This window comes from Sphingomonas sp. Leaf67, from assembly GCF_001421965.1.
Classification (GTDB): Bacteria; Pseudomonadota; Alphaproteobacteria; order Sphingomonadales; family Sphingomonadaceae; genus Sphingomonas.
Window position 1 is genome coordinate 16,199 of record NZ_LMLP01000021.1, and the last position, 24,414, is coordinate 40,612.

Annotated in this window: 27 protein-coding genes; 16 read left to right on the plus strand and 11 right to left on the minus strand. The window is 69.5% G+C overall.

The window, feature by feature from the left end:
• Positions 1 to 29: 29 nt before the first annotated feature.
• From ASE90_RS12255 to ASE90_RS12285, 7 genes are all read right to left on the minus strand, one after another.
• A complete protein-coding gene (locus tag ASE90_RS12255; protein WP_056000951.1) occupies positions 30 to 1,967 on the minus strand; it encodes a CocE/NonD family hydrolase in 1,938 nt (645 codons plus the stop codon).
• A 193-nt stretch (positions 1,968 to 2,160) separates the two neighbouring features.
• Positions 2,161 to 4,125: an ATP-dependent zinc metalloprotease FtsH gene (ftsH, locus tag ASE90_RS12260; RefSeq protein WP_056000954.1), complete on the minus strand. Its 1,965-nt coding sequence runs from the start codon at positions 4,123 to 4,125 to the stop codon at positions 2,161 to 2,163.
• 69 nt (positions 4,126 to 4,194) lie between these two features.
• Positions 4,195 to 5,241, minus strand: a complete 1,047-nt coding sequence (gene tilS, locus ASE90_RS12265) for a tRNA lysidine(34) synthetase TilS (RefSeq protein WP_056000957.1) — start codon at positions 5,239 to 5,241, stop codon at positions 4,195 to 4,197.
• 391 nt (positions 5,242 to 5,632) lie between these two features.
• The gene (locus ASE90_RS12270; protein WP_056000960.1) at positions 5,633 to 6,583 is read right to left on the minus strand and encodes a tetratricopeptide repeat protein; all 951 of its coding nucleotides are present in this window, start codon (positions 6,581 to 6,583) and stop codon (positions 5,633 to 5,635) included.
• Between the two features lie 59 nt (positions 6,584 to 6,642).
• Positions 6,643 to 7,455: a helix-turn-helix domain-containing protein gene (locus ASE90_RS12275; protein ID WP_056000963.1), complete on the minus strand. Its 813-nt coding sequence runs from the start codon at positions 7,453 to 7,455 to the stop codon at positions 6,643 to 6,645.
• 224 nt (positions 7,456 to 7,679) lie between these two features.
• Complete coding sequence (gene ptsP, locus ASE90_RS12280) at positions 7,680 to 9,956, minus strand: phosphoenolpyruvate--protein phosphotransferase (RefSeq protein ID WP_056000966.1); 2,277 nt, start codon at positions 9,954 to 9,956, stop codon at positions 7,680 to 7,682.
• A 237-nt stretch (positions 9,957 to 10,193) separates the two neighbouring features.
• Complete coding sequence (locus tag ASE90_RS12285) at positions 10,194 to 10,754, minus strand: helix-turn-helix domain-containing protein (RefSeq protein WP_056000969.1); 561 nt, start codon at positions 10,752 to 10,754, stop codon at positions 10,194 to 10,196.
• A 94-nt stretch (positions 10,755 to 10,848) separates the two neighbouring features.
• Between ASE90_RS12285 and ASE90_RS12290 the strand changes: the two genes are divergently transcribed.
• On the plus strand, positions 10,849 to 11,301 hold the full coding sequence (locus ASE90_RS12290; RefSeq protein ID WP_056000972.1) for a DUF6456 domain-containing protein: 453 nt from the start codon (positions 10,849 to 10,851) through the stop codon (positions 11,299 to 11,301).
• A 40-nt stretch (positions 11,302 to 11,341) separates the two neighbouring features.
• On the opposite strand, the gene ASE90_RS12295 is transcribed toward ASE90_RS12290, so the two are convergent.
• Positions 11,342 to 13,765, minus strand: a complete 2,424-nt coding sequence (locus ASE90_RS12295) for a DUF2339 domain-containing protein (RefSeq protein ID WP_162235092.1) — start codon at positions 13,763 to 13,765, stop codon at positions 11,342 to 11,344.
• 67 nt (positions 13,766 to 13,832) lie between these two features.
• On the opposite strand from ASE90_RS12295, the gene ASE90_RS12300 reads away from it, so the two are divergent.
• Both ASE90_RS12300 and dapF read left to right on the plus strand, forming a co-directional pair.
• Positions 13,833 to 14,489, plus strand: a complete 657-nt coding sequence (locus ASE90_RS12300; RefSeq protein ID WP_056000978.1) for a glutathione S-transferase family protein — start codon at positions 13,833 to 13,835, stop codon at positions 14,487 to 14,489.
• Complete coding sequence (dapF, locus tag ASE90_RS12305) at positions 14,486 to 15,439, plus strand: diaminopimelate epimerase (RefSeq protein ID WP_056000981.1); 954 nt, start codon at positions 14,486 to 14,488, stop codon at positions 15,437 to 15,439. Before ASE90_RS12300 ends, dapF begins: the two co-directional genes overlap by 4 nt.
• Before the next feature lie 248 nt (positions 15,440 to 15,687).
• Here the strand turns inward: dapF and ASE90_RS12310 are convergent, their stop codons facing one another.
• Both ASE90_RS12310 and ASE90_RS20355 read right to left on the minus strand, forming a co-directional pair.
• Complete coding sequence (locus ASE90_RS12310; RefSeq protein WP_235530300.1) at positions 15,688 to 16,026, minus strand: antitoxin Xre/MbcA/ParS toxin-binding domain-containing protein; 339 nt, start codon at positions 16,024 to 16,026, stop codon at positions 15,688 to 15,690.
• The gene (locus tag ASE90_RS20355; protein ID WP_200910889.1) at positions 16,023 to 16,193 is read right to left on the minus strand and encodes a hypothetical protein; all 171 of its coding nucleotides are present in this window, start codon (positions 16,191 to 16,193) and stop codon (positions 16,023 to 16,025) included. The genes ASE90_RS12310 and ASE90_RS20355 overlap by 4 nt, the downstream gene beginning before the upstream one ends.
• Positions 16,194 to 16,462: 269 nt before the next feature.
• Here ASE90_RS20355 and ASE90_RS12315 point away from each other — a divergent pair, with 269 nt between their 5' ends.
• From ASE90_RS12315 to ASE90_RS12325, 3 genes are all read left to right on the plus strand, one after another.
• Positions 16,463 to 16,951, plus strand: coding sequence for a hypothetical protein (locus tag ASE90_RS12315; protein WP_056000984.1), 489 nt, complete (start codon positions 16,463 to 16,465; stop codon positions 16,949 to 16,951).
• Positions 16,948 to 18,255: a DNA-packaging protein gene (locus ASE90_RS12320; protein WP_056000987.1), complete on the plus strand. Its 1,308-nt coding sequence runs from the start codon at positions 16,948 to 16,950 to the stop codon at positions 18,253 to 18,255. The genes ASE90_RS12315 and ASE90_RS12320 overlap by 4 nt, the downstream gene beginning before the upstream one ends.
• Before the next feature lie 177 nt (positions 18,256 to 18,432).
• Complete coding sequence (locus ASE90_RS12325) at positions 18,433 to 19,560, plus strand: phage portal protein (protein ID WP_056000990.1); 1,128 nt, start codon at positions 18,433 to 18,435, stop codon at positions 19,558 to 19,560.
• A gap of 6 nt (positions 19,561 to 19,566) precedes the next feature.
• Here ASE90_RS12325 and ASE90_RS19985 read toward each other — a convergent pair whose 3' ends face one another.
• A complete protein-coding gene (locus ASE90_RS19985) occupies positions 19,567 to 19,716 on the minus strand; it encodes a hypothetical protein (protein WP_156361568.1) in 150 nt (49 codons plus the stop codon).
• A 35-nt stretch (positions 19,717 to 19,751) separates the two neighbouring features.
• Between ASE90_RS19985 and ASE90_RS12330 the strand changes: the two genes are divergently transcribed.
• The 10 genes from ASE90_RS12330 to ASE90_RS12375 all read left to right on the plus strand — a co-directional run bounded on the left by ASE90_RS12330 (position 19,752) and on the right by ASE90_RS12375 (position 24,414).
• A complete protein-coding gene (locus tag ASE90_RS12330) occupies positions 19,752 to 20,060 on the plus strand; it encodes a DUF6127 family protein (protein ID WP_056000993.1) in 309 nt (102 codons plus the stop codon).
• The gene (locus ASE90_RS12335) at positions 20,048 to 20,425 is read left to right on the plus strand and encodes an HK97 family phage prohead protease (protein ID WP_056000995.1); all 378 of its coding nucleotides are present in this window, start codon (positions 20,048 to 20,050) and stop codon (positions 20,423 to 20,425) included. Before ASE90_RS12330 ends, ASE90_RS12335 begins: the two co-directional genes overlap by 13 nt.
• A gap of 77 nt (positions 20,426 to 20,502) precedes the next feature.
• The gene (locus ASE90_RS12340; protein ID WP_056002244.1) at positions 20,503 to 21,534 is read left to right on the plus strand and encodes a phage major capsid protein; all 1,032 of its coding nucleotides are present in this window, start codon (positions 20,503 to 20,505) and stop codon (positions 21,532 to 21,534) included.
• Positions 21,535 to 21,682: 148 nt separating this feature from the next.
• Positions 21,683 to 22,177, plus strand: coding sequence for a hypothetical protein (locus ASE90_RS12345; RefSeq protein ID WP_056002247.1), 495 nt, complete (start codon positions 21,683 to 21,685; stop codon positions 22,175 to 22,177).
• On the plus strand, positions 22,174 to 22,377 hold the full coding sequence (locus tag ASE90_RS12350; protein WP_056000997.1) for a hypothetical protein: 204 nt from the start codon (positions 22,174 to 22,176) through the stop codon (positions 22,375 to 22,377). Before ASE90_RS12345 ends, ASE90_RS12350 begins: the two co-directional genes overlap by 4 nt.
• Entirely contained in the window at positions 22,374 to 22,754 is a 381-nt protein-coding gene (locus tag ASE90_RS12355; protein ID WP_056002250.1) for a DUF3168 domain-containing protein, read from the plus strand. The genes ASE90_RS12350 and ASE90_RS12355 overlap by 4 nt, the downstream gene beginning before the upstream one ends.
• Positions 22,755 to 22,966: 212 nt before the next feature.
• Positions 22,967 to 23,374 carry a phage tail tube protein gene (locus ASE90_RS12360; protein ID WP_056001000.1) on the plus strand — a complete coding sequence of 136 codons (408 nt, stop codon included), beginning with the start codon at positions 22,967 to 22,969 and terminating at the stop codon, positions 23,372 to 23,374.
• Positions 23,371 to 23,682: a GTA-gp10 family protein gene (locus ASE90_RS12365; protein ID WP_056001002.1), complete on the plus strand. Its 312-nt coding sequence runs from the start codon at positions 23,371 to 23,373 to the stop codon at positions 23,680 to 23,682. The genes ASE90_RS12360 and ASE90_RS12365 overlap by 4 nt, the downstream gene beginning before the upstream one ends.
• Positions 23,679 to 23,870 carry a phage tail assembly chaperone gene (locus ASE90_RS12370; RefSeq protein ID WP_056001004.1) on the plus strand — a complete coding sequence of 64 codons (192 nt, stop codon included), beginning with the start codon at positions 23,679 to 23,681 and terminating at the stop codon, positions 23,868 to 23,870. Before ASE90_RS12365 ends, ASE90_RS12370 begins: the two co-directional genes overlap by 4 nt.
• On the plus strand, positions 23,863 to 24,414 hold the full coding sequence (locus tag ASE90_RS12375) for a tail tape measure protein (RefSeq protein ID WP_056001007.1): 552 nt from the start codon (positions 23,863 to 23,865) through the stop codon (positions 24,412 to 24,414). The genes ASE90_RS12370 and ASE90_RS12375 overlap by 8 nt, the downstream gene beginning before the upstream one ends.

Consider the following 24,414-nt stretch of genomic DNA (forward strand, 5'->3'; position numbering starts at 1 on the left):
GGCCGGTGCCGGGATGACGGTGTGCGGGGTTACTTCGTCAGCGCCATTGGCACCACTGGCAGCCACACCGCGCTCGGGCTGTTGCCGCCGCGTTCGATCGTTACCGTCGCCTTCTTGTACGCGTCCTTGGGCGCGGTGAAGATGTTCGGGACATAGGTTTGCGGGTTGCGGTCGTAGAGCGGGAAGAGCGACGACTGCACCTGCACCATGATGCGGTGACCCGGCTGGAACACATGGTTCACCGTCGGCAGTCGGAAGCGATAGCGCTGCGTCCTGTTCGCCGGGATCGCCGAGGGCTTGGCGAAATCGTTGCGATAGCGGCCGCGGAAGATGTCGAGGCTGATCGGTAGCTGATACCCGCCCATCGCCGGTTCGCCGGGCACGACGTCGGGATAGACGTCGATGACCTTCACCACGAAATCGCCGTCGGTGCCGGTCGTTTTCGCAAAGATGTCGGCGATCGGCGCGCCCGATACCTTGACCGGCTGGGTCAGGACCGGGGTCTGGTAGGTCATGACGTCGGTACGGCCATCGGCATGGCGCTGGTCGCTGACCAGCCACGCCTTCCACCGGCCGTCGTCGAAATTGACCGGGCGCGACAGGTGCGGAACCGGCTTCGCGGGGTCGGAGACATAGCTGTCGCCGCCGGGTTTGGCAGGTGCGAAGCCGAGGTCGCCATCCCCGCCCAGATAGATCGGTTTGAGCGGCGCGGCGCAGCCCGTCTCGCAGGCGAGCGGCCAGCCCGGCAGTTCGTCCCAGTGGTTCTCACCGGTATTGTAGATCAGCGCTTGTGGCGGGGTGAAGGCGGGGCGGCCGTCGCGCAGATACTGGTCGAAGAACGGGAACAGATACTTTTCGCGCCATTGCAGCGCGGTATCGCCGTTGAACTTCAGGTCGCCCAGCGTCGAGCCGTCGTAGTTGGCGCCGCTGTGCCGCCAGGGTCCCATGACGAGGAAGTTGTTGCCGCCCTTGCCCTTCGCCTTCAGCGCCTCCCACGCGGTGATCGCGCCGTACATATCCTCCTGATCCCACAGCCCCTGTTCCCACATGGTCGGAACGTTGGAGGGGTTGGCGGCGAGCAGCTTGTCGAGCGCCTGCCCCTGCCAATAGGCGTCGTAGGACGGGTGCGCAACGAAGCGCTGCCAGAAGGGAAGCTGGGCATAGCCCGACGCCTTGGCCCAGTCGTTCGCCGAGCCGACGTTCCGGAACTGGTCGTAATCGTCGTAGGTGGTCGACGGCGGGGCGGCACCGGCACCCTTGTAGCCGGTCTGGCTGCCGATCCAGCCGATATTGGCGAGGCGGAACGCGCCGTAATGGAACCAGTCGTCGCCCATCCAGCCGTCGATCATCGGGCTTTCGGGTGCTGCGACCTTCAGCGCGGGATGGGGGGCGAGCAGCGCCATGACGACGGTGAAGCCTTCGTAGGACGAGCCGAGCATACCGACGCGGCCGTTGCTTTCGGGCAGGTTCGCCTTGTTCGCCAGCCAGTCGATCGTATCATAGGCGTCGGTGACATGATCGACGTCGGTCGGGTTGAGGGGGCCGCGTACCGGGCGGGTGACGACATACTCGCCCTCCGACCCGTATTTGCCGCGAATGTCTTGGAACACGCGGATATAGCCGGCGCGGGTAAAGACCTCGTCGCCCTGCGGCAGCGTCGCGACATAGCTGGTGCTGTCGGCGCGGGCGACGCGGCCCGACGCGTTATAAGGGGTGCGGGTCAGGAGGATCGGGGCGTTCACCGCGCCCTTCGGGATCATGATGACCGTGTGCAGCTTCACCCCGTCGCGCATCGGGACCATCACTTCGCGCTTCACATAGTCGTATTTATCGGTCGGCGGCACGAAGTTCGCCGGAATGTCGCCCTTGGCCGGCCAGATGTCGTGGCCGGGGGTGGCAGTCTGCGCGGCGAGCGACGACGCGCCGAGGGCAAGGGTGCAGGCAAGGAGAAGCGGGCGGATACGCATGGGAACGAGGACTCCTGACCGATCGCCGGGCGGCGATGCGATGATGTCACATCGTTCGGCGGACCGCGGGGGAAGTCAACATCCCCGACCGGCATATCCGCGCCAAAGGTCACAAAGGTCACACTCGCGCGCCATTCGTGCGACGCAGTGCTGCATCCGGTGGCGGAGCGACGGCCCCACCACCGGACCGGGGTTATGCGCCCTGCGGCGTCGGCGATCCGAAGGGCCCGCGCGGACGGCGGGTCTTGGGGATCGAGGTGCCGCCAGCCGCCAACGGGGTGGACGGCGTGCCTTCGTCGCGGCCGATATCCTCGCCCGCAATCAGGCGCTTGATCTCGTCGCCCGACAGGGTTTCGAACTCCAGCAGCGCGCCGGCCAGCAGGTGCAGCTGATCGACATGGTCGGTCAGCAGCTTGCGGGCGCGGTCCAGACCACCTTCGACGATGCGCTTGATCTCGCTGTCGATCAGCTCGGCGGTCTTGTTCGACATCCGTGCCGGGGCCGACGACGAATAGCCGAGGAAGCTTTCGCCCTGCGGTTCGCCATATTCGACCGGACCCACCGCATCGGACATGCCCCAGCGGGTGACCATGTCGCGGGCGAGCGAGGTCGCCTGCTGGATGTCGCCCGACGCGCCCGACGACACCTTGTCATAGCCGAAGATGATTTCCTCGGCGATGCGGCCACCCATGGCGACCGACAGGTTCGCGTACATCTTGTCGCGATGATAGCTGTACGAATCACGTTCCGGCAGGCGCATCACCATCCCAAGCGCACGACCGCGCGGGATGATCGTGGCCTTGTGGATCGGGTCCGATGCCGGTTCGTGGAGCGAGACGATGGCATGGCCGGCCTCGTGATAGGCGGTCATCCGCTTTTCATCGTCGGTCATGACCATCGAGCGCCGTTCGGCACCCATCATGACCTTGTCCTTCGCTTCCTCGAATTCCTGGTTCGCGACCAGCCGCTTGCCCTTGCGCGCCGCGGTCAGCGCCGCTTCGTTGACGAGGTTGGCGAGATCGGCACCCGAGAAGCCCGGCGTACCGCGTGCGATGACGCGCGGATCGACGTCGGGGGCCAGTGGCACCTTCTTCATATGGACCTGCAGGATCTTGATCCGGCCCTCGATATCCGGACGGGGCACGACGACCTGACGATCGAAGCGGCCCGGACGCAGCAGTGCGGGGTCGAGCACGTCGGGACGGTTGGTCGCGGCGACGATGATGATGCCCTCGTTCGCCTCGAACCCGTCCATTTCGACCAGCAGCTGGTTCAGCGTCTGTTCGCGCTCATCATTGCCGTTGCCCAGACCCGCGCCGCGATGACGGCCGACTGCATCGATTTCGTCGATGAAGACGATGCAGGGGGCCGATTTCTTGGCCTGCTCGAACATGTCGCGCACGCGGCTGGCACCGACACCGACGAACATTTCGACGAAGTCCGAACCCGAAATGGTGAAGAACGGCACGCCGGCTTCCCCCGCGATGGCGCGGGCGAGCAGCGTCTTGCCGGTACCGGGCGAACCGACCAGCAATGCGCCCTTGGGAATCTTGCCGCCCAACCGCGCGAACCTGGTCGGGTCCTTGAGGAAGTCGACGATCTCGGTCAGCTCGGCGCGCGCTTCATCGATGCCGGCGACATCGTCGAAGGTGACCTTGCCTTCTTTCTGCGTCAGCATCCGGGCGCGCGACTTGCCGAAGCCCATCGCGCCGCCACCGCCGCCACCCTTCTGCATCTGGCGCAGGACGAAGAAGGCGATGCCGAGGAACAGCAGGAACGGCAGCGACTGGTACAGCATGACCAGCCAGATATTCGGCCCTTCGTCGGGGCGCGCGTTCATGACGACGTTCTTCGCGCGCAGCCGTTCGATCAGGTTGGGATCGTTCAGCGCGTTGGTGCGGAACTTGTCGTCATTGGTATAGGTGCCGGTGATCGTGGTCGTCGCGATGTTGACGTCGCGGACCGACCCTTCGTCGACCTTGTTCAGGAAGGTCGAATACGGGATCACCTGCCCCTGATTCTGCGTCGAGGGACCGTTGAACAACTGGACGAAGATCGCCAGCGATACGAGGATGCCGACCCAGATCAACAGGCTCTTCATCCACGGATTGCCGCCGCCATTGTTGTCGGGGCCGTTCTGCTTGTCGTTGTCGTTCATGCGGACGTGTTACCTCTCAGTAACCACAAGATAGGCCAGCGAAGGTTAATGACAATGGAACAACGTCGATCAGACTGAACGACGCGGCGGAGCGGGAGAAAACCGCCAGATTTGCCGCTTCGGCACGACTAGGATGCCGGCCTGTGTCGCCGGTTTTCCCGACTCGAGCGCGTCGAGCAGCGATTCGATATTGGCGGCGTCGGACCAGCGGCCTTCGGTGACGCCGTGAGTCGGGCGGGCGTCGCCGATCGCGCGGCGCACGAGGCGGCGGCGGAGCTCGCGGGGCAGGTCGGTGACGTTGATCCGGGTCGCTGCGTCGTCGGCCGTGCGCCGGGTGCGCCACAGCCAATCGACGGTGTCAGTCAGCGCTGTATCGACGTCGCGACAATGCGCGGCGGCAGCGGCGAGCGCGAGCGGGTCGATCTGGCCGGTGGCGAGCAGCGCGCGGGCATGGGTGCGGTCGTGGCGCGGATCGGCGTTCGACGGGTCGTCGACGAAGGGCAGGTCGGCGGCGAGGGTGCGTAGGTCGCTGCGACGCCAGTTCAGAAGGGGGCGGATGACGGGAAGTGCCGGTGCCTCGCCATCCGGCCGTAGCCCGGCCTTCGCCGGGGGTCGGGTCGGGTCGGCGGCCCACCGATCGGCGCGAAAGTCCCAGCGGGGGCGGATGCCGGCGAGACCGGCGGGGCCGGAACCGCGCGCGGCGCGCATCAGGAAGGTTTCTGCCTGATCGTCGGCATGGTGCGCGGTGGCGAGCGCGCCGGCTCTCGCCGCGAGCGCCCAGTCGGCGAGGAGGGCGTAGCGGAGGTGGCGGGCCTGTGCCTGGATGCTGGCCCCGGTCGGGGGGTGATCGGGGAACAGGGTGGCGTGGGGGATGCCGTGGGTTGCGCACCATGTGGCGACCATCGCGGCTTCCTGCGCGGCGGCGGGGCGCAGGCGATGGTCGACGGTGGCGGCGATGACCGCGTTCGGGAAGGCGGCGGTGGCAAGCGCCAGCATCGCCATCGAGTCCGGGCCGCCGGAGACGGCGACCGCGAGCGGACTGGCGGGCGTCGGTGCCGGCGCGAGCGTGGTGAGGTCGGTGGTGAAGCGGGTGATGGCTTCGGGGGGGAGGGTCATTGGGGGGAGTGGGGGCGTGTTGTTGGGACGGGTCCCGCCGTGCTTCCGATCCGTTCGCCTGCCCCTCCCCGTTTGCTTCGAGCGCAGGTTCGAGCTTGTCGAGAACCGTAGTCGAGAAGGGGGTGCCTCGAACGACCCGTTCTCGACGGACACTTCTCGACTTCGCTCGAAGCTGCTCGAACCGAACGGGGCGGGTGGGGGGAGGTCATTCCGGCAACGAATAGGCGCGTAGTCTGACCGGGTGGCCCGAACGCAATCCCCCGCCATTCGTCCTGCGCAGCGGTCGACCCTGTCGAAACAGCGTCGCGAAGGACCGACACCAACGTTTCGATACGGGCCTTCGACAAGTTCAGTCCCTATTCAGCATGAACAATGTGCGTATAGCTGTGCATCATACACACTTGTTCGCCGTCCGCCCCTTCGCAATATCGGCCTTCATCGTCCCCGACATCTTGTCGCCATAGACATCGGTCAGCTCGCCATAGACGTCGCAGGCTTCCTTGGTCTTTCTGAGCTTGGTCAGTGCGTCAGCCAGATAGAACAGACTGTCGGGGGCGCGTTCGCCGTCGGGGGCGTTTTTGTAGTTTTCGTAGAACTCGCGGCTGGCGAGGCTGGGCTTGCCATCGTCGAGATAGGCGCGGCCGATCAGGTTCTGAGCGAAGCTGGCGCGGCGGTGTTTGGGGTATTGCTGGACGACCGGACGGAGCGCAGCGATCGCTTCTGGATAGAGCTTCGCGTTCCACAGGCGATAGCCATAGGTGTAGCCGTCCTCGGCCGCGTCGCCGGTCGCGGGTTTCTCGATCGCGTTCACGCGGGCGGCGCGGGTTGGGTCGGCGGCGGGCGTGCCGAGCGTGTCGCCGCCATTGCCCGGACCGCGCGTGGGAGCCGGCGGCGGGGTGTCGGTGCTGGTGTCGCCCGCCGCGGCGACCGCGCCGGGGGCGGCGGGGGGCAGCGCGCCGGCCTCGGCGGTCTTCAGCCGGGCATCGGTCGCGGCCTTGTAGGCGGCAAAGGATTCCTCGAGCTGGCGCTGCTTGTACTGCACCTGTTCGAGCTGACCGGTCAGCGACTGTTGCTGCGATTCGAGCGCGTCGATCCGCGCGGTCAGCGTGGCGAGCGGGCCGCTCGACGGGGAACCGGGAATGTCGGTCGGCTGGGTCGGCGCGGTGATCTGCGGCTCGACCTGATTGGGGGCGCCGCCGGGGAACACCTTGCGCTGCACGGCGCGCATCTCGCGCTCGAGCTTGTTGACGCGGCCGTCGAGCGCGCCCTGATCCTGGGCGGCGGCGGGCAGGGCGAGGAGCAGGCCGAGCGCGGCGAGCGGCAGGCCGAGGAGAGGTCGCATGGAAAGGCCCTTCGAGGCGGAACGGGGAGGACTGTGGCGCATGTCGCCTGTCGCCACGCTTAACCCGCCGGGCTGGGGGTCGGCGTGGGCGTGGTGCGGCCGCGGATCGCGTCGGCGCTGATGCCGACGGTGACCGCGCGTTCGGCGGTGCCGAGCGGCGGCACGTTCGATCCGTTGAGCGTGACGGTCAGCAGATCGGGGCGGCCGGTGCGGATCTGCGGATTTTTGGCGGTCGCGGGCACGTCGTAGCGCTCGTTCGCGGCCATTTCCTTGTTCACCAGCGTGCCCGAATCGTCGAAGATCCGGACCCAGACCGGGCCGGTGGCGGTGAGCGTCACCTGTCCGCCGCTGGCCGGCGCGGCGACGGGGACGCTGGCACCGCCGGGGGCCGCGGTCGGGGTGGCTTCGGGCAGCATGCCGAGATCGCCGGCGACGGTCGCGGCGGGGGCCGCTGGCTCGTCCTGCCGGAACAGCGACGTGCCGAAGAACACACCGGCGACCAGCAACAGCACGATCGCGATCGCGGCGGCGGCGGCGACCAGCCCGCCCGACGGACCACGGCGCACGTCGATCGGCTCAAGGTCCTGCAGCGGTTCAGGACGTTGATAATTGGTGGCGAGTTCGGCGCGGAGCGCGCGGGCGACATCGGTCTCGTCGACGCCCACCGCGCGGGCATAGGCGCGGCCGAACCCCATCGCATAGGTGGAAGAGGGCAGCGCCTGAAACTTGCTGTCCTCTACCGCTTCGAGGTGGCGCAAGGGGATGCGGGTGCGCTGCGCGATGTCGGACAGGGTCAGGCCCTGCGCCTCGCGTGCGGAGCGCAGCATCATGCCCGCCGTGCGTGGCGTGCCCGTGGTGCCGTCGCCGTCCATCATCACTACCCTTCTTACCCGCCGCTGCCAGCCCCCGGTCGCGAAGGGGTTTCGGCCAGCGGGCTGCGCCTGTCAACGCCGGAGCGGGGAGTTGGCGGGGAATTGGGGCGGGGATCGTATGTCATGCGGGTGGGGCGGCGGCATGCCCTGCCGTTGCGTTGCGGGGCGCGCCCCCTCCACCACCGCTTTGCGGCGGTCCCCCTCCCCGCGTGCGGGGAGGAGTTTCAGGAGAGTTCCACGCCGTTCGTCCTCGCCCATTCTTCAAGGGCGGGGCGGAGGGTGCGGGTGGGGATGGCGAGCAGGCGGTCGATCTCGGCCATCGCCGCCTGCCGGTCGAGCGTGCGGATCATCGCCTTGACCGGGCCGACCGCTGCCGGGGTGATCGACAGGCGGTCGATGCCGAGCGCGATCAGCGCCATCGCTTCCAAGGGACGCCCGCCCATTTCGCCGCACACCGCGACCGGCTTGCCCGCTTCGTGCGCGGCCTTCGTAACGCGGCGCAGGAAGCGCAGGATCGCAGGCGACAGCCAGTCGTAGCGCATGGCGAGGCGCGGATCGGCACGGTCGGCGGCGAACAGGAACTGGGTAAGGTCGTTGGTGCCGATCGACAGGAAATCGAGGTTCGGCCACAGGAAATCCAGCACGTCGGCGAGCGCCGGCACCTCCAGCATCGCGCCGTAGCGGATATCGGTCGGCAGCGACTTGCCGCGACCGCGCAGCCATTCGCGCTGCGCCTCGAACAGGGTGCGGGCTTCCTCGAATTCCCAGGGTTCGGACACCATCGGGAACATGACGTTCAGGGTTCGGCCTGAGGCGGCCTCGATCAGGGCGCGGGCCTGTGCCTTCATCAACCCTTCGCGACCCAGTGCCAGTCGGAGCGCGCGCCAGCCCATTGCCGGGTTTTCCTCGTCATGCCCCTCGGCATGGTCGAGATAGGGCAGCGCCTTGTCGCCGCCGATATCGACGGTGCGGAACACGACCGGGCGGTCGCCGGCGACGTCCAGTACGTCGCGATAGAGCCGCTGCTGGCGCTCTCGCTGCGGCAGGGTGGCGGAGACGAGGAACTGGAATTCGGTACGGAACAGGCCGATGCCGTCGGCCCCGGTCAGGTCGAGCGCGGCGACGTCGTCGCGCAGGCCCGCATTGACCATCATCGTGATGCGATGGCCGTCGCGCGTGACGGGCGGTTCGCCCTTCATCGCGGCGAAGGTGGCGCGGCGTTTCTGGGTCAGCGCCAGCTTCGCCTCGAACGCTTCCTCCATCGCCGGGGTCGGGCGGATGACCAGCAGGTCCTCGACCGAATTCAGCAGCAGCCGGTCGCCCTCCGCGATCAGGCGGCGGACGTCACGGACGCGGCCGAGCACCGGCACGCCCATCGCGCGGGCGACGATGACGACGTGCGCGGTCAGCGACCCTTCCTCCAGCACGACCCCTTTCAGCCGGCGGCGGTCATATTCGAGCAGCTCGGCGGGGCCGAGGTTGCGCGCGATCAGAACGGTGTCCTGTCGAAGGCCCATTTGCGCGGCGGTGCCGAGCTGGCCCGACACGATGCGCAGCAGTCGGTTGGACAGGTCCTCCAGATCGTGCATCCGGTCGGCGAGCAACGGGTCCTTGATCTCGCGCATCCGCATCCGGGTGCGCTGCTGCACGCGTTCGATCGCGGCCTCGGCGGTCAGGCCGCTGTCGATCGCCTCGTTGATGCGGCGTGCCCAGCCCTCGTCATAGGCGAACATCTTGTAGGTCGCGAGCACCTCGTCATGTTCGCCGCCAACGCCGAATTCGGCTTGGTTCGACATGCGCTCGATCTGGTCGCGCATCTTGTCGAACGCGGCATAGACGCGGTGGCGCTCCGCCTCTGTATCTTCCGCCACGGTATGTTCGATGACGATGCGCGGCTGGTGAAAGACGGCGACGCCCGCGCCCATCCCCTCGACCAGCTTGAAGCCGGGTACCCGCACCGCGCCGGTCGCCTGCGGCCGGATCGATGCGCCGGTGGTCGCGTCGATCAGGTCGGCATTGGCGATGAGTTCGGACAGCACCATCGCGACGGTCTGCAGCGCCTCGATCTCGATATCGGCATAGCGGCGCGGATCGGCATGCTGCACGGTCAGCACGCCGACGGCGCGTTCGCGGCGGATGACCGGCACGCCGGCGAAGCTGTGATATTTGTCCTCCCCCGTTTCCGGGCGATAGGCGAAGTCGGGATGGCTCGCCGCCTCGGCGAGGTTCAGCGTCTCGACATTGGCGACGATGGTGCCGACCAGCCCTTCGCCCGGCGCGAATTTGGTGACGTGGACCGCCTCCTGCGCGAGGCCGACCGTGGCGAAGAGTTCGAGCAGCCCCTCGCGCAGCAGGTAGATCGAGCAGACTTCGCTATCGAGCGCCTCGGCGATGATGCGGACGACCGAGTTGAGCTTGGCCTGCGCCGGACTTCGCGACGCCATCACGTCGTGAAGGTTCGTCAGGATTTCGCGGGCGGAGGCGGTGGCCGATAGGGGCATGGCACAGGGCTAACACGGGAAGGAGGGGGCGTCACGACGCTTTAGGTCGGGGCCGGGGGGAATTGGGGGTGCTCCCATCGGTTCGTCATTCCCGCGAAGGCGGGAATCCATACACGCTGACGTTCGGGCAGGAAGCGCGCCGCTGCGTCTATGGGTCCCCGCCTTCGCGGGGACGACGGCTTGTTTACGGCCGACGTCGCCCGTTCGAACGTTTCGTCCGGGGGCGACGTTGCCGGCTCACAAATTACGCACCAGCCGTTCTGCGACCGCGAGCCAAGGGGCGATCAGCGCGACCGGACTGGCGCCGAGCCGGGTCGGGAGCAGCGACACCGCGTCGCCGTCGAACGCGAGCAGCCGGCCGTACACGAAGCGGCCGGCGGGGCCGGGGGCAAGGACGTCGCGGTGGAGCGCGGCGAGGTAATCGGCGGGGGCGAGGCGGCGGCACCAGACGAGGTCACCGGCGCGATAGTCGCCAGTCGCGCTCTGCACGATCACGGTGACGAGATCGGGTTCGATGCGCGGCGGGGTGACGCTCATCGCCCGGCGCGGTGCGGCGGCACCCGACGCGTCGAGCAGCGCGGCGACCGGCAGGTCGGGCCGTTCGGGCAGGCGGATCAGATCGGCGGCATCGACGGCCAGCGCCCCGGCAATACGGTTCAGCCAGCCGACCGATACGGTCCGCGTGCCGGTTTCGAGGCGGCCGATGGTCTGCGCGGTGGTGGGGGGCACGCACCGAATCGCGACCTCCTCCAGCGTCAGCCCGCGGGCACGGCGCACCTCGCGGATGGCGGTAATCATCAATGGCCCTTTCGCAAACCCATCTGGTACAATCGCTTTCCTACAAGCGTGACCCCATGGCAAGCCCGCCGGACTCGGTGATGGGAGATACGGAATGCGCGAACTGGTGGAACGTCGGCTGGAGGCCGGGCAAATCCGCGATGCGGCGGGCGGGCGGCGGGTGACGATCAACCTGCGTGAATCGCCGCTCGACTGGCTGAAGGCACGGTCGATGGTCGATGGACGGCAGTTCGAGGCGGGGGAGCGGCTGCGCGGCGATTTCGAACGCGCGTCGCTGGGGCCGCAGGTGACGATGCGCTGGGACGGCGCGCCACGCGGCAGCAAGGGCGCGCCGGTCGACCCGTCGGGCAGGCAGGTCGCGGCCAAGGCCCGGTTCGATGCGGCGATCGCGGCGGTCGGGCCGGGGCTGTCGGACATCCTGTGGCGAACGGTGTGCGCGAACGAGGGGCTGCCGGCGGCCGAAAAGGCGCTGGGCTGGCCGGCGCGGGCCGGGCGGCTGGTGCTTACGCTGGCGCTGGATCGGCTGGCGGCGCATTACCGGTTTTGAGGAAGACGGCACCGGCCCGCTCCCCCACCCCACCACCCATTCATGATACTTGCGTGGGTGGTGGGGTGGGGGAGCGGGCCGGTGCCGCAACCAGAAACTTCCGATACGCCCAGCCGATCGCGATCAGCGCCGCGCCCAGCCCCATGAACGACAGGATGCGCAGCACGCCCGCCAGCGCGGCGGCATCGATCAGGAAGACCTTCAGCGTGGTGAGGGTCAGCAGCGCGAGGCCGAAGCGGCGCAGGTCGGCGCTGCCCACCGACAGGCCGCGCCACAGCCACACGATCGCGAGGCCGAGCATCGCCGCCGAATAGCCCCAGTTTTCGGGCGTCGATACCGGACCGGTCAGCAGCGTGCCATGGGCGACCTGGCGAATGGTGGCGAGCGTCGCGGCGAGGGTGAGCAGCGCCGCGATCAGGCTGCGGCGGGGGAAGTCGCGCAGCCGCCAGACCAGCGCGGCGGCGAAGCCGAGGTGGAGCGTGGCGGCGTTGAGCAGCGGGAGCGAGCCGACCGCTTGCGGTATCCAGATCGGATTGAGGCCGAGCAGGTCGTACCAGGCGAGGCGCGCGAGGCCGAGCGCGAGGAAGGCGGTGGCGAGGCGGCGATGCCGTTGCCACAGCAAGGCCCCGACCAGCAGCGCGAGGTCGGTCAGCAGGACGCGCTCGACGAACCCGTTGGCCTCGAAGGCGGGCAGGGTGGCGATGGCGAAGGGTTGTTTGAGCAGGACATAGCTGCCGAGGACGGTCAGCGCGATCTCGGTCGGCACGATGACCCGGCGGAACGAGGCGAACAGCGCCGGTGCGCGCCATGCCGCCGCAAGGATCGCAATGCCGGGCAGGAGGAGGAGCGTGGCGGCATCGGCGGCGCGCGGCAGATAGGCGTAGGGAAAGACGTCGAAGCCGAGCGACTTTCCGAGCGCCACGCCGATCTGCGCGATCGGTTCGCCGGCGGCGAGGATCAGCAACAGCCATGGCAGGGCGGCCAGCCGTCCGATCGCTTGGCGGTCGAAGCGCAGCGCGGCGAGCAGCACCCCGCCCGCTGCGAGCGGCGCGAGCGCGAGCCATGGCGCGGGCAGATAGGTGGCGAGCAGGATGCCGACCGCCAGCGCGACCGTGGCGACACCCCCGACCAGTCCGGCATCGCCGGTCCCGCTGCGGTCGCGATGCCGCCATGCGAGCGCCGCCCCGGCCAGCGCGAGCAGCAGCCACAGCGCCGGACGCGCGATCCATGGCGTGCAGAACTGTGTCGCCAGCAGCGGGCCGATGCTGCCGATCAGGGCGACCCATGCCCAGCCGGCGCTGCGCCGCGACAAGCCGGCACCGGCCCCCGCGAAGATCAGCATGGCGATCGGCACCATCGATTCGGTCGCGTTGCCGTCATCCTGCACCATCCCGGCCGCGGTCAGCAGGGTGACGAGGATCGCGGCGGCGATGGCGGCGGGCAGCAGCGCGCTGTCGCGCCACGCAAGGAACAGCGCCGCCGCCGATAGCGTCAGGTAGAAGCCCCATGCCAGCGCGGAGAAATCGAGCATCGGCGCGATCGCCAGCATCTGGACAAGGGCCGCGAGGAGCGGCGCGGCGCGCAGCCAGCGGCGCTCGATCGCGGCGCGCGGGGCGGCGAGGCTGCCGCCGATCGCCAGTGCGACGAGGAACGCGCCGATGCCGGCCAGCCGGTCGGGCGGGACCAGCGCGATCAGCAGCCCCGCCCAGCCGAACGCGGCGACCAGCGCGCTCATCGCCAGCCACGCCCAGCCGCGCACGATGGCGAGGCTGAGCAGGGCGGCGACGAACAGGCCGAGATAGACGAGCAGCGCGCCGATGCCGGCGGCGTCATAGCCCGCGACCAACGGTGCCGCGAACCCGCCGACCAGCGCCATCACCGCGGTCGGCGGACCGTGGCGCAGCGCGAGGAACAGGCCGAGCGCGGTGATTGCCAGCATCATCGCGAACCCGGCAAGCGGATCGACCAGATGATAGAGCGCGGCGGCGAGATAGAGCGTGGCATAGGCCGAGGCGATGCCGGCCCCGGCCAGCACCTGGGCGATGCGCGGATCGTCATGGGTGGCGGGTAGGCGGCGGGCTGCTTCGCTGCCGATCAGCAGCGCCAGCGCGAAGGCGGCGGCGAACGCGGTGCGGATCGCCGGGGTCAGCCACCCCGCCTCGATCGACAGCCGGACGAGGAAGATGCCGCCGACGACCAGCGCCAATCCGCCGATCCACACCGGCAGGCGGCTGCCGACGAGCGTTTCGAAATCGATGCTCGGTATGGTCGGTCGCGGCAACCTTGGGCGAGGCGGGGCGATGCGGGGGCGGTGCGCCTCGGGTGCCGCCGGTGCCGCCGCTTCGGGCAAGTCGATCGGCGGCGTGGGGGCGGCCAGTCGTGCCTCCAGCGCCGCGACGCGCCGCTGCAACCGGGCCAGCGCGACCGACAGGGCGATCACCGCGAGGAGGAGGACTATCGTCACCACCACCGGTTGTGGCACAGGCCGGGGGCCGGTGTCGCCCCTTGTCGGGGCCAATGGAGACGCACCCATGAAGATATACGGATCGACCATCTCGCCCTTCGTGCGCAAGGCAGTGGTCTTTGCCGAGGAAAAGGGGCTGGCGGTCGAGCTGGTCCCGACCGCGCCGGGCGATACCACACCCGCCTTTCGTGCGATCAGCCCGTTCGGGCAGATCCCGGCGATGGTCGACGGCGACTACGCCCTGTCCGATTCGAGCGCGATCATCGCCTATCTGGAGGCGGAACATCCCGAACCGGCGTTGATCCCGGCCGATGCGCGGCCGCGCGGGCGGACGATCTGGTTCGACGAGTTGGCGGATACGGTGATCTTCGCCACGGGCAGGACGATGTTGTTCAATCGGGTGGTCGGGCCGTTGTTGCGCGGGGTGCCGGGCGATGCGGCGGCGGCGGACCGGGCCGAGCGCGAGCAGTGGCCGCCGATCCTCGCCTATCTGGAACAGGCGCTGACAGGGCGCGACTTTCTGGTCGGGGACGGTTTCACGCTGGCCGATATCGCGGTGACCAGCGCGCTGGCGAGTTCGCTGCACGCGACCGCGCCGATCGAGGCGGCGGGCCATCCGGAACTGGCGCGCTATCTGGACAGGATGCTGGCGCGGCCGGCCTTTGCCCGGCGGCTGGAGGCGGAGCGCGGGTTCCTTGCCAAGGTACGGAGTAAGATAGGGTGAAGAAGTTTTCGTTCGTACATTGCCATGGGTCGGGCAATGATTTCCCGTTGATCGATGCGCGGGGCATCGATCTGGCCGATGCCGAATGGGCGCGGGTGGCGCGGGCGCTGGCGGATCGGGCGGGGGATGTCGGCGGTGACGGGCTGTTGCTGCTAACCGGCGAAGATCCCTCGCATATTTTCGGGATGCGGATGTTCAATCCCGATGGGTCGGAGGCGGAGACGTGCCTGAACGGCCTGCGCTGTACCGCGCGGCTGGGGTTCGAGGTGACGGACACCGAGGCCGGGCGGGTGCGGCTGAAGGTCAGCGATGCCGAGGCACGGCGGGTCGCGCCGATCGCGACGGGCGTCACCACGATCGAAACGAAGGTCGGGCCGGTATCGCTGCGGCCGGCGGACGTCGGGCTGACCGTTGGCGACGCGGCGTTCGTCGAGGCGGCGATCCCCGGATTGCCGAGCGAGCGGCGCTTCACCGCCGTCGCCATGCCCAACCCGCATCTGGTGGCGTTCGTCGACGCGGTCGACGATGGCGAGCTGGTGACGCTGGGCGACTGGTGCGAGCGCGGACCGGCGCTGATCCCGGCGCGGGCCAATGTCAGTTTCGTCGAACTGCGCGAAAAGGGGCATGAGCGCGCGCTGTTCGTGCGGACCTATGAACGCGGCGTCGGGCTGACCAACAGCTGCGGCAGCGCGATGGCGGCGTCGACGCTGGCGGCGGCGCGGACCGGGCGGATCGGCTGGAGCGTCGAGACGCGGGTCTTCAACCGGGGCGGCATGGTGCGCGCGACGGCCGATGTCGGCGACGTGGTGACGATCGCGGGCAATGCGACGTTCGCATGGGACGGGGAGATCGAGGTCGATCCGGCGACCGGTGCGGTCGGGCCGCTGCGGATCGTGGCGCGGCGCGAGGACGAAGTCGCGGCGTGGGAGGCCATGCTCGCGGGGTTGTGAAGGCGGCCACTCCCCGTTCGGTTCGGGCTTGTCGAGGAGGGGTGGCTCAACCGGGGCGGGGTTCTCGACGGACGCTTCTCGACAGGCTCGAAGCTGCTCGAACTGAACGGGGAAAGGTAGGCCGCGCCTCCCTTGACCGAAGCCTGCGGAGTATAGTCACGCGGTGATGGCGCGTGCGACGTTCGCAGAGGCCTTCATCGATCCGCCTCTCGCGGAGCGCCTGCCCCGCGAGATGGATTGATGCGTGGTTAGGCCGTCCGCGCCAGCATCGCCGCTTCGACGCTTTGCAGCCCCTCCGCGCTCGCGATCGCCAGGTCGAGCGGGCGTCCGCCAAGGGCGTCGTCATGGTCGTTCAGGAACGCCATCGCCTTGTCGCGCTCGCCGAAGCGGCGAAAGGCGCTGGTCGCGACCTGACCCTGACGACTGGCCTGATCGGGGGTGAGGCGCACCGTCGTGTACTTGCGCTTGAAGCGCATCGCCCCTGGCTTGCGCGGGGTTTCGACGGGCGCTTCGGCCACGGCTTCGACGGGCAGTTCGGCCACGGCGTCGGCGGGCAGGTCGGCCAGCGTGTCGGGGGCGGCGGTCATGCCGCCACCATCCGGCCGGATGCGCCGAGCATGCTGCGCACCGTTTCGATCTTGGTTTCGTAGCAGCGCGCGGTGCCGTCGTGCGACTCGCGCGCCTCGTTCGTGGCGGCCGAGGCCGCGCGCATCAGCGCCACCTGATGGCGGTGCAGCAAATCGTTGAGGTCCATAATCGACGCTCCCAACAGCGTAAGCGGAAGCACGCGAGTCTCCCGGTCGCTGGCGCCTACGGACCATCTGCCAGCGATGCACCCTATATGGGGATGCGGTGCGCCCGTCGCCATGGCCGGCGCAAAACGAACCAGATAGGAACATTGCGCTTGACATCGTCACGCTCATCTGGCACAAAACAGGAACAGTGAGGAATTGCGGATCGGGGCCGGGCGGCGACGCCTTCGGCCCCGTTTCGCGTCCGGGGCACGCGATCGGGGGGAAGACGATGGAGCGGGAGAAAGTGCTTACCAGCGGCGGCAGGCGACCGGTGCAACAGCAGCGGATCGCCGCCGGATGGACGCCGTCACGCCGCGCGCAGTTTCTGGACCATGTAGCCGCGACCTGTAACGTCCGGGCGGCGACCGAAGCGGTCGGGCTGACGCAGGCCAGCGTTTATGCCCTGCGCCGACGCGACGTTGCCTTTGCCGAACAGTGGCGAATGGCGCTGCTGGCCGGGTACGACCGGCTGGAAGAGATGCTGGTATCCAAAGCGATCGCCGCGTTGGAGGATGTTCCGGCCGGCGATCCCGACAAGGTCGTCACCGGCCCGATCAGCGTCGAACAGGCGATCCGTCTGCTCGATCGGCATCAGGCGCTGGTCAAGCAGGGCACCGGGCGGCGCGAGGCGCAGTTGCGGGCGACGCAGGCCGAAACGGACGCGATGCTCATCAAGCGGATCAAGGCGATGCGTGGCAAGCTGGAGCGTCGGACATGAGCGAGATGGATCCGCTGGTCCGGGCATTGGCCGAGATGGACGATGTGCAACTCGAACGAACGTTGTCGCGCCTGACACCGCACCGCCGCCGCGAATTGGCGACGCGGTGGAAGCTGTGGGCGCATGACGGTCAGACGATCGCCGACAGTGACTGGACGGTATGGCTGATCCAGGCGGGGCGCGGGTTCGGCAAGACCCATGCCGGTGCCGAATGGGTCTGCGAACAGGCAGCCGATCGGCGCGACCTGCGCATCGCGCTGGTCGGGGCGACCCGGCGCGACGTCGAACAAGTGATGATCCGGGGACCCGCCGGCGTGCTGGCGATCGGACGGCATTTCGGGCCGGTGACCTATCGGCCGTCGCACGGATTGGTTGAATTCGGTTCGGGTGCCCGTGCCTATATCTACGCCGCCGAGAGCGGCGAGAACCTGCGCGGTCCCGAACACCATATCGCGTGGTGCGACGAGCTGGCCAAATGGCGCAATGCCGATGCGACATGGGACAATCTGATGATGGGGATGCGGCTGGGCGAGCAGCCGCAGACGCTGGTGACGACGACGCCGCGCGTCGTGCCGCTGCTGCGGCGCATCCGGGCGATGGACGGCGTACGGATTACCGGCGGGCGGACCTATGACAATATGCATCTGCCCAAAAGCTATGTCGCGCAGGTCGAGGGCAGTTATGCCGGGACAAGGCTGGGGCGGCAGGAACTGGACGGCGAGCTGATCGAGGAGGTGGCGGGCGCGCTGTGGCAACGATCGCTGATCGAGACGCAGCGGGTGGCGGCGGCACCGACGCTGGTGCGGGTGGTGGTCGGGGTCGATCCGCCGGCGGGGGTCGATGGCGATGCGTGCGGGATCGTCGCGGTTGGCCTTGGCGAGGATGGCCATGGCTATGTGCTGGCCGACGCGAGCGTGGCCGGCCTGTCGCCCGAGGGCTGGTCGCAAGCCGTCGCGGCGTGCGCGGCACGTTATGGTGCCGACCGGGTGGTGGCGGAATCGAACCAGGGCGGGGCGATGGTCGCCAGCGTGCTGCGCGCGGCGGAGGCCGGGTTGCCGGTCACGCTGGTCCACGCATCGCGGGGGAAGGCGGCGCGGGCCGAGCCGATCGTGGCGCTGTACGAACATGGCCGGGCGTTCCATGTCGGCGCGTTCCCGGCGCTGGAGGACGAATTGTGCGGGCTGATCGCCGGGGGCGGCTATCAGGGGCCGGGGCGGTCGCCCGATCGCGCCGATGCGATGGTGTGGGCGATGCAGGAGTTGATGTTAGGGCGGCGCGGGGTCGCGACGGTTCGGGTGTTGTGAGGGGAGCGATACTGGTTCGGGGGGATCGAGCGAGCCTTTGGCTCGCGCGCTGCGCGCTGACCCCTCTCCCAGCTTCGACTAGGCCTTTGCTGGGCAAAGACCAAGTCTGCGCAACCCTCTCCCCTTGAAAGGGGAGAGGGAAGATGGGCGGTCATCTTTGGTTTCGGGAGAATTGCCATGAAATGGTTCGGACGCAGGTCCGGGCGCGATGGGTCGCGTCCGGTGTTGGCGCGGGGCGGCACCGGTGCGGTGCTGTGGCGCGAGGGGAGCGGGCCGGCGGCGGGGGGGTGGGCGCAGGGCTATGAGGCGCAGGTGCGCGCCGCCTATCTGGGCAATCCTATCGCGCAGCGCGCGGTACGGCTGGTGGCGGAGGGGGTCGCGTCGATGCCGGTCGTGGGCGACGTGCGGGCGGTGGCGCTGGTCGCGGCGCGATCGGCGGGACAGGAATTGCTGGAGAGTGTGGGGGCGCAGCTGCTGCTGCACGGCAATGCCTATATCCAGTTGATCGAGGACGGGGCGGGCGGGATCGGCGAGCTGTATGCGCTGCGGCCCGAGCGGGTGACCGTCGAGGCGGATGCGGCGGGGTGGCCGGTCGCGTACCGCTACCGCGTCGGCGATCGGGTGACGCGGATTGCGGCCGAGGATGGCGCGGGGCGGCCGGCGGTGGTGCATATCCGCGGCTTCCACCCGCTCGACGATCATTATGGCCTCGGGTGTCTGGGCGCGGCGGCGGGGGCGGTGGCGATCCATAACGAGGCGGCGCGCTGGAACAAGGCGCTGCTCGACAATGCCGCGCGGCCATCGGGGGCGCTGGTCCATGATCCGGGCGATGGCGGGGTGTTGTCGGGCGAACAGTTCGACCGGCTGCGCGCGCAGATGGACGATGCCTTTGCCGGGGCGGCCAATGCCGGGCGGCCGATGCTGCTCGACGGGGGCCTCAAATGGCAGGCGATGAGCCTGACGCCGGCGGACATGGATTTCGTCGGGTTGAAGGCACAGGCGGCGCGGGAGATCGCGCTGGCGTTCGGGGTGCCGCCGATGCTGCTCGGGCTGCCGGGGGACAATACGTTCGCGAATTATCGCGAGGCGAACCGGGCGCTGTGGCGGCAGACGATCGTGCCGCTGGGCGAGCGGGTGCTGTGCGCCTTGGGGCAGGCGATCGACGGGTGGATCGGGAGCGGGGCGCTGTCGGTCGATCTGGATCGGGTGGTGGCGCTTAGCGAGGAGCGCGACCAGTTGTGGGCGCGGGTGGCGGGGGCGGATTTCCTGACGCCGGAGGAGAAGCGGGCGCTGGTGGGGTTGTGACCGGCCCTAGCGGGGCAGGTCGCACGTCATGGTCAGGCGGTCGAAACTGCCGCCGGCCTGGGTGCAACGTTTCCCCTTCAGCACGGGCAGCGCGAAGGTGAAGGCGAGGAGGGCCGCGCCGAAGGCGGCGAGGATGATGTGCAGGCGGGGTCTCACGGGCCGCCGCCTAGCACAAAGGCAGGAGACGGGCGATGGGCGACGGGGTGCTGCTGGCGCAGCTGATGGGACAGGCGGCGGGCGACGGTGCCGACCTGCAGACGCTGCGGGCGATCGCGGAGGAGGCGGGCGAGCTGGGCGCGAGCCGGGCGATGGCGCGGATCGGGCTGTCGGATGCGGCGGCGGCGGGCGATGTGCAGGAACTGCGCGAACTGTTGAAGGCTTGGCGCGATGCCAAGCGATCGGCGGTGCGCGCGGCGCTGGCATGGGTGATGCGGATGGTGTTCGCGCTGCTGCTGGTCGGGATCGCGGTGAAGAGCGGGTGGCCCGAATGGGCGCGGTGAGGTTCGCAGGGTACGCCGCGATCTTCGGGCGGGCCGACCGGGGCGGCGATGTGGTGCTGCCCGGCGCGCTGACGGCGGCGGGGCGGGTGCCGCTGCTGTGGCACCATCGCGGCGATCCGATCGGGACGGTCGAGCTGGCCGGCGAGGACGCGCGGGGCTTGCGCGTTATCGGTCGGATCGAGGCAGGCGAGGCGGCACGGCTGGTGGCGAGTGGCGCGGTGACCGGGCTGTCGTTCGGGTACCGCGCGACGCAGGTGCGGCAGGGCGCGTGGCGGACGATCGCGGCGGCGGAGCTGGTCGAGGTCAGTATCGTCGCGCAGCCGATGCAGCCGCTGGCGCGGATTCATGCCGTCGAGGACGGGTGATCCTGCGGTTTCACAATCATTTTTCAACCGAAGGGGTGTCGCAGGTGCGGCGCCCCTTTTTGCATGGGGAAGACGGTATGACGATCGATACGCTGGTGGGCAGCTTTTCGGGTGCGGGTGTCGGTGGCAGCCGGCCGATGCTGAGCGGCGCGGCGCCGGGGGGTGGCTTCGGTGCGTTCGTGCGCAGCGGGTCCGAGGTCGAGACCAAGGCGGTGGCCGGGACCAGCGATGCGGCGGGCGGCGTGGCGGTCCCGCGCGAGATCGATGCGATGATCGGCGCGACGCTGAAGAGTGCCAGCCCGATCCGCCGCATCGCGCAGGTCGTGAGCGTCGGCACGGCGGGCTATCGCAAGCTGGTGACCAGCGGCGGCACGCCGTCGGGCTGGGCGAGCGAAGGCGGCGCGCGGCCGGAGACGGCGACGCCGACCTTCAACGAGATCGCACCGCCGATGGGCGAACTCTACGCCAATCCGGCGGCGAGCCAGGCGATGCTCGACGATGCGGCGTTCGATGTCGAGCAATGGCTGGCCGGCGAGATCGCGAGCGAGTTCGCGCGCGCCGAGGGGCAGGCGTTCGTTAGCGGCAATGGCGTCGGGCGGCCGCGCGGGTTCCTGACCGGGCCGACCGCCGCGACGGGTGATGCGACGCGGGCGTTCGGGACGATGCAGTATCTGGCGAGCGGGGCGGCGGCGGACTTTGGCGCTGAGCCCGAGAACCGGCTGATCGATCTGGTCCAGGCGTTGCGCGGGGCGTATCGGCAGGGTGCGACCTTCGTGATGAATGCGCAGACCGCGGCGCGCATCCGCAAGTTCAAGAGTGCCGAGGGCGCGTTCCTGTGGATGCCGGGGCTGGCGGCGGGGCAGCCCGATACGCTGCTGGGCTATCCGGTGGTCGAGGCGGAGGACATGCCGGACATCGCGGCGGGCAGTTTCCCGATCGCGTTCGGTAATTTCCGGGCAGGGTATCTGATCACCGAGCGGGCCGAGACGCAGATCCTGCGCGATCCGTATTCGAACAAGCCGTTCGTCCATTTCTACGCGACCAAGCGCGTCGGCGGAGCGGTGGTCAATTCGGAGGCGATCAAGCTGCTGAAGATCGCAGCGGCTTAATGGGTCGGGGCGGGGATAGCCCGCCCCGAGACGGTGCCGGCCCGCTCCCCCACCCGGCCACCCATCGAGAATACCGTGTGGGTGGCCGGGTGGGGGAGCGGGCCGGCACCGCCATCCGCGTGAGCGGATCAAAAAACGGGAGATGTATATGAGCGCAGCGCCTTTTCCGGCGGCGGCGATCGCGGGGGTGCGCGCGGCGGCGCGGGACTATCTGCGGATCACGGGCAGTGCCGAGGATGCGGTGATCGATCGGCTGGCGGCGAGCGCGCTGGCGCTGGCCGAGGCCTATACCGGGACCGCGATCCTCGCGCGGCCGCACGAGGCGATGATGGCGGCGAGCGGCGAGTGGCGGGCGTTGCCGGTGGGACCGGTCAGCGCGATCGTCGCGGTCGCACCGGTCACGGCGATCGATATCGATGCCGACGGCACGGGATGGGTGCGGATGGCGGCGGCCAGCCCGGTGCACTTCACCGCCGGGATCGCAGCGACGTGGGAGACGGTGCCGGCGGCGGTCGCGCAAGGGGTGGTGGTGCTGGTCGCACATCTGTTCGATCAACGAACGGCGAGCGCCGCGCCCCCGGCGGCGGTCGGGGCGCTGTGGCGGCCGTGGCGGCGGATGCAACTGACGGGGGCGCGGCGATGAGGGCGGCGCTGGTGCGGGGCATCGCGGTTGCCGAGCGGCGGGCGGCCGAGATGCAGGCACGGGTAGCTGCGGCAGCGGCGGCGGTGCCGGGGGTGCGGGCCGAGGCGGTCGACGACGCGGTGGTGCTGTCGGGCAAGGGGCTGGCGCGGCGGACGATCGTCGATCCGCGGTTGCAGGATATCGCGGGGTGGGGGCGATGATCGCGGGGACGCTGTTGCAGGCGATGCTGGTCGCTCGGCTGCGGGGCGTGCTGACCGGGGCGAGTGTGTTCGATGCGCCGCCGGTGCGTGCCGCGCGGCCCTTCGTCGTGGTCGACATGCCGGTGCTGTCCGACTGGGGAACCAAGGATGCCGCCGGACGCGAGGGGCGGGTGGTCGTGCAACTGTTCGACGATGGCGAGGTGCCGGTGCGGCTGCGGACGCTGGCGGCGGCGGCGGAAGGGGCGGTGCTGTCGGCGCCTGCGGCTCTGGCGGGGTGGCGGATCGTCAGTCTGGTGTTCGTGCGCAGCCGGGTGGTGCGCGAGGGCAAGGGCTGGATCGGATCGGTCGAGTTTCGGGTGCGGATGCTGGCGGGGTGAGGGGAATGGCTTTTCCGTACGGTCGTACCCCGGCGTAGGCCGGGGTCCAGTTGCGGCACGGTTCTGAAGACAAAGCAGCGTCCCCCAACCTGGCCCCGGCCTTCGCCGGGGTACGAGTGGAGGAAAGGTGGCGCCGGTGGCTCTGGATCCCCGCCTTCGCGGGGATACGCCGGAGGCGGGGCGGCGAGCATCATCAACATCGGGAGAATGACATGGCGGCAGAGAAGGGGAGTGCGTTCCTGCTGAAGATCGGGAACGGGGCGGTGCCGGTGGCCTATGCGACGGTCGCGGGGCTGCGCACGACGCAGTTGAGCGTCAATGGCGAGGCGGTTGCGATCACCAGCAAGGATTCGGGCGGGTGGCGCGAACTGCTGTCGGGCGCGGGGGTGCGGTCGGTCAGCGTGTCGGGCGCGGGGGTCTTTACCGGATCGGGGGCGGAAGTCCGGCTGCGGGCCAATGCGCTGGCCGGCACGATCGAGGAGTATCGGCTGACCTTCGAAGGGGGCGAGACGATGACCGGACGGTTTCTCGTCACGCGGCTCGACTATGCCGGCGATTATAATGGCGAGCGCAATTACACGCTGGCGCTCGAATCCTCCGGCCCGGTGGTGTCGGCATGAGCGGCGCGGCGAATGCCGTGCGCGGCGAGGCCAGCCTGCGGGTGCGCGGCGAGACGCTGGTGCTGCGGCCGAGCTTTGCCGCGCTGGTCGCGGCGGAGGGCGAGGTCGGGTCGCTGTTCGCACTGGTCGAGCGGGCGGCGGCGGGGCGGCTGACGCTGGCCGACCTGATTGCGCTGCTGTGGCATTGCCTGCGCGATCCGGTGGCGATGTCGCGCGAGGAGTTTGCCGATGCGGTGACGGCGGCCGGGATCGCCGCGGCGACGCCGGCGCTCAAACAACTGATCGCGCAGATATTGGGCGGGCGGTGAGTTTTGCCGAGGGCGCGGCCCGGGCGGCCGGGCTGGCGGGAGTGGCGTTCGGGTGGTGCCCGGACGCCTTTTGGGCGGCGACGCCCGCCGAACTGGGCGCGCTGGTGCAGGCGGTGCGGGGCGATGCGCCCGCCCCCTGCGACCGCGCGACGATCGACACGCTGAAGGAGCGTTTTCCCGATGGATGAGGAAATCGAACGGCTGATCGTGCGCGTGCGCGCCGATACCGCCGGGTTCGCCGGCGACGTGGCGGCGATGCAGGCCAGTCTGGACGGGCCGTTTGCCGGCGGGGTCGAGCGGGCAGGGCGCGCGATCGAGACCGCGCTGGGCCGCGCGATCCGCACCGGCAAGCTGGATTTCGACGATCTGCGCGATACCGCACTGAAGGTGCTGGCGGAGATCGCGGCGGCGGCGGTGCTGGGGTCGGGCGGCGGTGGCGGCGGCGTGGCGGGCGGGATCGCCGGCGTGCTGGGTGCGCTGGTCGGCGGCGCACCGGGGCGGGCGACGGGCGGACCGGTCAGCCCGGCGCGACCCTATCTGGTCGGCGAGCGCGGGCCGGAATTGTTCGTGCCGACCAGCAGCGGACAGGTGGTGGCGATGCAGGGCGGGCCTGCGCGCGACGTGCGGGTGGCGATCACCGTCCATGCGCCGGGGCAGGATGCGCCGCGCGCGCTGCAACAATCGAGCCGGCAGGTCGCGCGGGCGGTGCGTGCCGCGCTGATGGAGGCTTGA

What these genes read in the sequence shown, in the direction of transcription:
- tilS (WP_056000957.1), bottom strand. Translation starts at nt 5,241, where the DNA reads ATGACCCTCCCCCCCGAAGCCATCACCCGCTTCACCACCGACCTCACC.
- ASE90_RS12290 (WP_056000972.1), top strand. Translation starts at nt 10,849, where the DNA reads ATGCGCGAACTGGTGGAACGTCGGCTGGAGGCCGGGCAAATCCGCGAT.
- ASE90_RS12275 (WP_056000963.1), bottom strand. Translation starts at nt 7,455, where the DNA reads ATGGACGGCGACGGCACCACGGGCACGCCACGCACGGCGGGCATGATG.
- ASE90_RS12320 (WP_056000987.1), top strand. Translation starts at nt 16,948, where the DNA reads ATGAGCGAGATGGATCCGCTGGTCCGGGCATTGGCCGAGATGGACGAT.
- ASE90_RS12375 (WP_056001007.1), top strand. Translation starts at nt 23,863, where the DNA reads ATGGATGAGGAAATCGAACGGCTGATCGTGCGCGTGCGCGCCGATACC.
- ASE90_RS12325 (WP_056000990.1), top strand. Translation starts at nt 18,433, where the DNA reads ATGAAATGGTTCGGACGCAGGTCCGGGCGCGATGGGTCGCGTCCGGTG.
- ftsH (WP_056000954.1), bottom strand. Translation starts at nt 4,125, where the DNA reads ATGAACGACAACGACAAGCAGAACGGCCCCGACAACAATGGCGGCGGC.
- ASE90_RS12300 (WP_056000978.1), top strand. Translation starts at nt 13,833, where the DNA reads ATGAAGATATACGGATCGACCATCTCGCCCTTCGTGCGCAAGGCAGTG.
- ASE90_RS12360 (WP_056001000.1), top strand. Translation starts at nt 22,967, where the DNA reads ATGGCGGCAGAGAAGGGGAGTGCGTTCCTGCTGAAGATCGGGAACGGG.
- ASE90_RS12315 (WP_056000984.1), top strand. Translation starts at nt 16,463, where the DNA reads ATGGAGCGGGAGAAAGTGCTTACCAGCGGCGGCAGGCGACCGGTGCAA.
- ASE90_RS12355 (WP_056002250.1), top strand. Translation starts at nt 22,374, where the DNA reads ATGATCGCGGGGACGCTGTTGCAGGCGATGCTGGTCGCTCGGCTGCGG.
- ASE90_RS12340 (WP_056002244.1), top strand. Translation starts at nt 20,503, where the DNA reads ATGACGATCGATACGCTGGTGGGCAGCTTTTCGGGTGCGGGTGTCGGT.
- ASE90_RS12330 (WP_056000993.1), top strand. Translation starts at nt 19,752, where the DNA reads ATGGGCGACGGGGTGCTGCTGGCGCAGCTGATGGGACAGGCGGCGGGC.
- ASE90_RS12335 (WP_056000995.1), top strand. Translation starts at nt 20,048, where the DNA reads ATGGGCGCGGTGAGGTTCGCAGGGTACGCCGCGATCTTCGGGCGGGCC.
- ASE90_RS12345 (WP_056002247.1), top strand. Translation starts at nt 21,683, where the DNA reads ATGAGCGCAGCGCCTTTTCCGGCGGCGGCGATCGCGGGGGTGCGCGCG.
- ptsP (WP_056000966.1), bottom strand. Translation starts at nt 9,956, where the DNA reads ATGCCCCTATCGGCCACCGCCTCCGCCCGCGAAATCCTGACGAACCTT.
- ASE90_RS12255 (WP_056000951.1), bottom strand. Translation starts at nt 1,967, where the DNA reads ATGCGTATCCGCCCGCTTCTCCTTGCCTGCACCCTTGCCCTCGGCGCG.
- ASE90_RS12310 (WP_235530300.1), bottom strand. Translation starts at nt 16,026, where the DNA reads ATGACCGCCGCCCCCGACACGCTGGCCGACCTGCCCGCCGACGCCGTG.
- ASE90_RS12270 (WP_056000960.1), bottom strand. Translation starts at nt 6,583, where the DNA reads ATGCGACCTCTCCTCGGCCTGCCGCTCGCCGCGCTCGGCCTGCTCCTC.
- ASE90_RS12365 (WP_056001002.1), top strand. Translation starts at nt 23,371, where the DNA reads ATGAGCGGCGCGGCGAATGCCGTGCGCGGCGAGGCCAGCCTGCGGGTG.
- ASE90_RS20355 (WP_200910889.1), bottom strand. Translation starts at nt 16,193, where the DNA reads ATGGACCTCAACGATTTGCTGCACCGCCATCAGGTGGCGCTGATGCGC.
- ASE90_RS12285 (WP_056000969.1), bottom strand. Translation starts at nt 10,754, where the DNA reads ATGATTACCGCCATCCGCGAGGTGCGCCGTGCCCGCGGGCTGACGCTG.
- ASE90_RS12350 (WP_056000997.1), top strand. Translation starts at nt 22,174, where the DNA reads ATGAGGGCGGCGCTGGTGCGGGGCATCGCGGTTGCCGAGCGGCGGGCG.